Source organism: Megasphaera massiliensis (assembly GCF_036305205.1).
GTDB classification, from domain to species: domain Bacteria; phylum Bacillota; class Negativicutes; order Veillonellales; family Megasphaeraceae; genus Megasphaera; species Megasphaera massiliensis.
The window spans coordinates 145,581-153,001 of sequence record NZ_JAXIXE010000041.1 but is presented as its reverse complement, the minus strand read 5'-3'; the positions used below and the strand labels follow the sequence as shown (position 1 = coordinate 153,001).

8 protein-coding genes and 1 rRNA gene are annotated in these 7,421 nt (G+C 48.2%); 7 read left to right on the top strand and 2 right to left on the bottom strand.

From position 1 onward, the window contains the following. Window positions 1–266: 266 nt before the first annotated feature. Window positions 267–383, top strand: a 5S ribosomal RNA gene (gene rrf, locus UCI88_RS09395). A 404-nt stretch (window positions 384–787) separates the two neighbouring features. Here the strand turns inward: rrf and UCI88_RS09390 are convergent. Next, on the bottom strand, window positions 788–2,266 hold the full coding sequence (locus tag UCI88_RS09390) for a sensor histidine kinase (protein WP_256179940.1): 1,479 nt from the start codon (window positions 2,264–2,266) through the stop codon (window positions 788–790). Next, entirely contained in the window at window positions 2,250–2,930 is a 681-nt protein-coding gene (locus UCI88_RS09385; RefSeq protein WP_044503292.1) for a response regulator transcription factor, read from the bottom strand. The genes UCI88_RS09390 and UCI88_RS09385 overlap by 17 nt, the downstream gene beginning before the upstream one ends. Before the next feature lie 553 nt (window positions 2,931–3,483). On the opposite strand from UCI88_RS09385, the gene UCI88_RS09380 reads away from it, so the two are divergent. The 6 genes from UCI88_RS09380 (at window position 3,484) to dhaL (ending at window position 7,417) form a co-directional block, all read left to right on the top strand. Next, window positions 3,484–3,648, top strand: coding sequence for a DUF362 domain-containing protein (locus UCI88_RS09380; RefSeq protein WP_014015850.1), 165 nt, complete (start codon window positions 3,484–3,486; stop codon window positions 3,646–3,648). A gap of 122 nt (window positions 3,649–3,770) precedes the next feature. After that, window positions 3,771–4,208 carry a signal peptidase II gene (lspA, locus tag UCI88_RS09375; protein WP_044503291.1) on the top strand — a complete coding sequence of 146 codons (438 nt, stop codon included), beginning with the start codon at window positions 3,771–3,773 and terminating at the stop codon, window positions 4,206–4,208. Between the two features lie 9 nt (window positions 4,209–4,217). Continuing rightward, complete coding sequence (locus UCI88_RS09370) at window positions 4,218–5,135, top strand: RluA family pseudouridine synthase (protein ID WP_256179939.1); 918 nt, start codon at window positions 4,218–4,220, stop codon at window positions 5,133–5,135. Window positions 5,136–5,139: 4 nt separating this feature from the next. Further along, entirely contained in the window at window positions 5,140–5,676 is a 537-nt protein-coding gene (pyrR, locus tag UCI88_RS09365) for a bifunctional pyr operon transcriptional regulator/uracil phosphoribosyltransferase PyrR (RefSeq protein ID WP_044503289.1), read from the top strand. A 115-nt stretch (window positions 5,677–5,791) separates the two neighbouring features. Then, window positions 5,792–6,781: a dihydroxyacetone kinase subunit DhaK gene (gene dhaK / locus UCI88_RS09360; protein ID WP_225068890.1), complete on the top strand. Its 990-nt coding sequence runs from the start codon at window positions 5,792–5,794 to the stop codon at window positions 6,779–6,781. Window positions 6,782–6,796: 15 nt separating this feature from the next. Next, window positions 6,797–7,417, top strand: a complete 621-nt coding sequence (gene dhaL, locus UCI88_RS09355; protein WP_256179938.1) for a dihydroxyacetone kinase subunit DhaL — start codon at window positions 6,797–6,799, stop codon at window positions 7,415–7,417. Window positions 7,418–7,421 lie beyond the last annotated feature (4 nt).

The window sequence follows — 7,421 nt, the reverse complement described above, 5'->3', positions numbered from 1 at the left end:
ATGTATGGAGCGGACCGGTACTAATAGACCGAGGACTTGACTTAAGCAGCGAACCAGGTTTAAAGGACCGAAGGGACGCATAAACCTTCGTGAGTCGCTTACTCCGAAGTAAAACTTCGGAGTGGGTAAGGGAATCTGGAAACAGATATAAATCTCAGACTGGAAGCTGTAAAGCGACTAGTCATAAGGACTCAGAATGATGTGAAAGATAAAACGTTAAGACAAACATTTTTATGCAGTTGTCAGGATACGAATCCTGAAACATATTCAGTGGCGATAGCTGCGGGGATCCACCTGTTCCCATGCCGAACACAGCAGTTAAGGCCGCAAACGCCGAAAGTACTTGGGGGGAGGCCCCTTGGGAGGATAGGAAGCCGCTGATTAAGCTAAGAAGCACTAGCAAATGCTAGTGCTTCTTTTTGTATGTAAACAATGAAATAAAAATTACGACGGATGTCGAAGACGACGAGACTGCCGTTATCAGAACGATGTGTGCGACTTTGTGACCGGATGCTGTAAGCGACAAGACTGCCGCTATCGGAACTAGGTGGCAGCCCTTAATCAGAAAGCCGCAGGCAACTAGTTCCAGTTATTCTTACCTATGAGGCTTCTTTACCGATGGATGCCGAAGGCGAGCAGTCATCCTTCATCAGGCTCCTCTACCTTTAAAAATTCTTTCTTTCCTTTAAATTACCCTGCTCCCAGAACATCATTCCCAAACATAAAAACTGCCATCAGCCTAGCATCTGATGGCAGTAAATCTTTCGTATAAAGTTGTTTTCCTTCCTTAAGACAGCTTTCGTGTCGCTTCTTCACTATCACTGCCAAGGTTTTTATCGCCATTCTTTAACGGGAAGATGACCGAAACCGTCGTGCCTTCATGTACCTTGCTTTTCAAGGTTATTTCAGCCTTGTTGGCCTTCGCAATGTATTGGGCGATAGACAGTCCTAAACCCGATCCGCCCGTAGCTTTGGTTCGCGATGAATCGACGCGGTAGAAACGTTCAAATACGCGGTTTAAATCCTTTTCCGGGATACCGATGCCCGTATCGGCAATGCGATAGATTACTTCTTTTTCATCAGCTTGGCAGGATAAGGTAATTTGTTTACCGGCAGGTGTGTATTTTATGGCATTGTCGATAAAAATGCGGAGCATCTGTTTGACACTTCCCGGTTCGGCGATGATGACGGCCTTATCGTTATCGGTAAGGCGAATGTCGTGTTCCTTATCGATAAGGGTGATTTCGCTGTAAACTTCTTGCAGCAGCTGGGCCGTGTCGATTTCCGTAAAGTGTTTGATAAGAGTGCCGTTATTGGAACGGGCGAAAAAGAGCAGTCGTTCCGTAAGCTGCTTCATATAATCCGTTTCGGATTTTATGGCGGTAAGGCCTTCGTTGAGGACGGCCGGATCTTCTTTTCCCCAGCGGTCGAGGAGATCGGCATAACCGGCGATGACCGTAATGGGTGTCCGAAGTTCATGAGAGGCGTCGCTGATAAACTGCTGCTGCTTCTTGTAGCCGTATTCGATTCGGTCTAGGGCCTGATTGATGGTTACGGCTAAGTCGTGGAGTTCATTTTTATTGTCCGATAGGGCAATTCGGTTGTCGAGGCGGTTGACTTCGATGGTCTTTACGGTGTCATTGATGACCTTTAACGGTGCCAATGATTTTCTCATGAAGTACATGCCGGTGACGATGGTTAGAATGAGGCTGATGAGGATGGAGGCTAACAGCTGTTTGGACAGGAGGGAGATGAAGTTCGTTTCTTTATCCGGCCGCTGTGAAAAACGGAGGTAATAATTCATTCCCTGTTTATTTGTCCAAAGACGGTAATAGGAGAATTCTGAAGCTTCATTCCCTTGGACCTTCGTAGGCAAGGGGTTTTCTTCAGGCGTACTGATAGCGTCGTCGATATAACGGTCGCTGAGTTTTCGAACGGCGTGAGTCGGCCCATTGTCGATGATAAGATGGCCGGCACCGTCATAGATTTGTAAATTCATCTGTGGCGGTAGATTGGCTTGGACGAAGATGGTCGTATCGACTTTTCCATACGTATCTAAATAGTGCACGGCTGCTTCGGCATTATCCATCAGTTGATCGCGCAAGGCGTTGTTCATAATATAATGAATGCTGGTAAGAGTGGCGACGGATACTGTCAGCAGGATGAAGAAGACGATGGCGGAGTAGAGCAGGACCATCTTGGCAAAGATGGGCAGTGGTGCGATAAGAACTTGTCGGATAAGCCAGCGATTAATCTTCTGCCACATAGCCGACTCCCCGAACTGTACGGATATAGTTGCGGTAGTCAGGACCGAGTTTGCCGCGAAGATAACGGATATAGACGTCGACGATGTTCGTATCACCGGCAAAGCCGTATCCCCAGACTTCTTCCAGAATACGCGACCGCGATAAGACGATATTTTTATTCACGATTAGATAGACGAGAAGCTCGAATTCTGTCTTCGAGAAGCGGATTTTCCGAGGGCCGATGACGGCTTCATGGCGGTCGACAAATACCGTCATTTCACGGAGATGGAGATATCGTTCTTGATTTTCAAGCTGGCGACGTTCTCTCAGAAGGGCCCGGATACGGGCAAAGAGCTCTTTGCTGTTAAAGGGTTTCGTCAGGTAATCGTTGGCCCCGCTGTCCAGGCTGTAGACCTTAGTTTCGATATCATCCCTTGCCGATAACATCATAATCGGAACATTCGATAACTCCCTCGTTCGTTTACAGATGCTCAGTCCGTCGATGTCGGGGAGCATGATGTCGAGGAGTATGAGATCGAAGCGTTCCTGGCAAATGCGGTCTAAGGCGGCGGCGCCGTTATACTCAATCCCGCAGTCATAGCCTTCGTGCTCCAGTTCCATTTGGATGAACCGAGCGATTGGTTTTTCGTCTTCAACGATCAAAATACTTGTGTTTCCAGGCATATAAAAACCTCCGATCAAAAGTAGTTTTACACCCCGTTTACTTATATACTTTCTATTATAACGTATATCCTCTCTCTTTTGTACCATCGGCTTATGTCTTTTTTGTATCGCTCACCTGGACATTATCACAAAAAAGTCACAACAATTTAATCTCTTTTTAATGTTTAGGCATTTACTTTTTCCGAGAACCTGTTATGATAGTAAGTGTAGAAGAGATCATCTACGAGATGTTGGAGATTTAAGTCTGTTCATTACACCCCTCGAACACCCCTTATCTTATTTCTTCAACTGCTGAGATATTGTCTTCCCCCGATGATATCTTGCAATAAGAAAAAGCCGGCCCCCCTCGCCGGCTTTTTTCTATGGGTGCAATAATGACGATGAACTATGATTTTGAATAAATTTTGAGAAAAATATTTTGTGTTATGCCAAAAAGCTAGGAAATACCTATATCTTCACCCTTTCGGTATTCATTGACAAGTTTTTGGATTCGTGCAATAATGGAACAGACGACGGGGGTTACCCCGAAAATTGATGTTGGGAGGTGAAAAATATGCATGTTATTTCCGACGAATGCGTAAAATGCGGCGCTTGCGCTAGCACCTGTCCTACGGGCGCTATCGAAGAAGGCGAAACGAAATACGTTGTAACTGATTCCTGCATCGATTGCGGCGCTTGTGAATCCGCTTGTCCTACCGGCGCAATTTCTGCTGAATAATTGCCAGGGCAATTCAATAAGAAAAGAGACATGTATTGGCATGTCTCTTTTTTTATTGAATTGTATCCTTGTCCTATGCTAAAATAAAGTGACTGTAAGTTACATAGTAGGAGGAATTTACCTTGTATGTATTAGGCATTGCCTTGGCCGTCGCCTTTGTCGACCAACTCACGAAGTTTGTTGTGCAGCAGGAAATGGCCCTTCATGAATCCATTCCGGTTATTCCGGGATTTTTTCATATTACTTATATTTTGAATAAAGGCGCTGCTTTTGGTATTTTAGAACATCAACAGTGGCTTTTTTTAATTATTGCCCTTATTTTATTCCTTTTATACGGTATTTTTCGAAAGAAAATGCCGAAACATCCTGTAGTTTCCGGCGGAACCGGACTGCTTCTAGGAGGAGCTTTGGGCAACGCTGTCGACCGGACCTTTGCCGGTGCCGTGACGGATTTCTTTGATTTTAGAATCTGGCCGGTGTTTAATGTAGCCGACATCGGCATCGTCGTCGGTGTGGCTTTATTGTTATGGTATAGTTGGACGCATCTGTCGGATAAATGAGGTTGAAAAATGGAACATAAAGAATTTGTTATTACAGCAGAAGAGAAGGGAAAACGCCTCGATGTCTATTTGGCGGCAGCCCTCGATGTTTCGCGAAGCTATGCGCAGCAGCTCATCCAAGGTGAAGACGTTGTTGTAAATGATAAGCAGGCAAAGTCTAATTATCGTTTGAGTGAAGGCGACGTCGTCTGCGCTCAGTTAGACGTACAGGAAGAATATAATGTGGAGCCTGAGAATATCCCCCTCGATGTCGTTTATGAGGATAAGGACATCATCGTCGTCAATAAGGCACGAGGCATGGTCGTTCATCCGGCAGCCGGAAATTTTGACGGGACATTGGTCAATGCCCTGCTCTACCACTGTCAGGGGGAACTGTCCGGCATCAATGGCGTCATCCGGCCGGGCATCGTTCATCGTTTGGACAAGGATACGTCAGGAGTCATGGTCGCGGCTAAGACTGACGAGGCTCATAAAGGTCTTGCTGTGCAGATCAAGGCCCATTCGGCGCACCGAACCTACTGGGCCTTGGTCCATGGCAATATTTCCGAAGAAAAGGGCGTTATCGATGCTCCTATCGGCAGACATCCGAAGGACCGCATACGGATGGCGGTGACCTTTAAGGGCGGCCGCGAGGCTGTTACTCATTTCCGGGTCCTCAAACGTTACGGTGACTATACCTGGGTGGAATGTAAACTGGAGACGGGGCGGACTCATCAAATTCGCGTTCATATGGCCTATATCCATCATCCCGTCGTAAATGACCCCTTATATGGGTATAAGAAAGATGATTTTCCCATTGACGGGCAGGCACTTCATTCCCATTCGCTCGACTTAGTTCATCCTGTCACGAAACAGTTGATGCACTTTGAAGCCCCGGCGCCGGACGATTTTCTCGAATGCCTGAAGCGGGCCGAACAGAAGGAGTGACAGTATGTGGAAAGAAAAGACACTGCTCATGGATGAAAAAGCGATGGGGCGGGCCATTCGCCGTATTGCTCATGAAATCATTGAACATAATAAAGGTCTCGACAGTACGATCCTGGTCGGCATCCATACCCGAGGAGTTCCTTTAGCCAAGCGACTGGGGCAGGAACTGACGGCCATCGAAGGGCGAACGGTCCCGGTCTACGATCTGGATATTTCGGCCTACCGTGACGATGGCCGCAAGAGTCCCATTGCTATTACCGATGCCAGTAAGTTCGATGCTGACGGCAAGACCGTCGTTCTCGTCGATGACGTCTTGTTTACCGGTCGGACAGTCCGGTCGGCCTTAAACGCCATCATGGAATTGGGGCGTCCGCAGTTCATCGAGCTTGCCGTCCTCGTCGACAGAGGGCATCGAGAACTCCCAATCCGGGCCGATTACGTCGGCAAAAATGTACCGACGTCACGTAGAGAAGACGTGGCCGTTCAATTGAAGGAAACGGACCGACAGGATCGCGTTATTCTGCGGGAATTGACGAAATAAGGGACCAGAGGCTGCCGCTTTGCGGCAGTCTTTTTTTATTGATTTCCCCTTTATTTATGCTATACTTAAGAAAAAAACATACGTTTTGCTATATATTCAGAAAGAAGGGGTTGTGATGAAAAAGATTTTAAATGATGTCGATAGTGTCGAAGCCGAAATGATTCAGGGTTTGGTCAAATCGGCACCGAAGATGCTGCGCAAACTCGATTACGGTACGATTGTCGTGAGAGCCAATAAAAAAGAAGGCAAGGTTGCCTTGGTCAGCGGCGGCGGAAGCGGTCATGAACCGGCCCATGCCGGTTATGTCGGAGCGGGGATGCTCGATGGTGCCGTTGCCGGTACGGTATTTACGTCGCCTACACCGGACCAGGTACTGGAAGGTATTAAAGCGGTGGCCACGGAGCAAGGCGTCCTCTGTATCGTTAAAAACTATACCGGTGATATCATGAATTTTGAAATGGCCGTTGAAATGGCCGCCGATGAAGGCATCAAGGCAGACTATGTCGTTGTCAATGATGACGTCGCCGTTCGTGACAGTCTGTATACCACGGGTCGCCGCGGTGTAGCCGGTACCGTTTTCGTCCATAAGCTTGCCGGCGCCAAGGCGGAACAGGGGGCATCGCTGGCAGACGTAAAAGGCGTTGCCGAAAAGGTCGTTGCCAACGTCCGCTCCATGGGCATGGCTATCGAGCCGTGTACTGTCCCGGCAGCGGGGAAACCGGGGTTTGAACTAGCCGATGACGAAATGGAAATCGGGATCGGCATTCACGGCGAACCGGGGACTCATCGGGAAAAACTGCGTCCGGCTAATGAAATCGCCAAGATGCTCATCGATGAAATTTTATCCGACCTCGACTATAAAGGCAGGGATGTCGTCGTTATGGTCAATGGCATGGGCGGCACTCCGCTCATGGAACTGTATATCGTCAATAATTTTGTGCAGGACTATCTCAAAGAGCAGGGCGTCCATGTCTATGACACGATGGTTGGCAACTACATGACCTCCATTGAAATGGCAGGATTTTCCTTGACGCTCCTGCGCTTGGACGATGACATGAAAGCCCTCTATGACGCACCGGCAGATACACTGGCTTGGAAAAAATAAAAGGGGATGATTTCGTTGGATACGAAGCAGATGGCGGCCATCATTGAAGGAATGGCTAAGAAGATTGAAGCAGAAAAAGACTTTTTGACCCAGCTCGACAATGAAATTGGCGATGGAGATCATGGAATCAATATGGCACGAGGCTTTGCAGCCGTAGAAAAGAAACTGCCGTCTTTGCGTGACGGTGATATCGGTTCTCTTCTTAAAGGCGTGGGTATGCAGCTCGTGTCGACGGTCGGCGGCGCTTCGGGGCCGCTCTATGGAACGGCCTTCATGAAAGCCGGTATGGCCTGCAAGGGCTTGACGGAACTCGATGGCCCGGCCTTTGTCAAAGCGATGGAGGCTGCTGTAGACGGTATTAAGATGCGCGGCAAGGCGACAGAAGGCGAAAAGACGATGCTCGATGCCTTGTGCCCGGCCTTAAAAGCCTTGCAGGACGATGTCGCTGCCGGCAAATCGTTAAAGGAAGCTTTGGCCGATGCGGCGTCAGCTGCTGAAAAAGGGGTAGAATATACCAAGACCATTATTGCTACGAAAGGGCGGGCCAGCTATTTAGGCGAACGCAGTGTAGGCCATCAAGACCCGGGGGCGACATCGGCTTTTTATTTGCTGCAGGTCTTGGCAGAAATGGCATAAGATA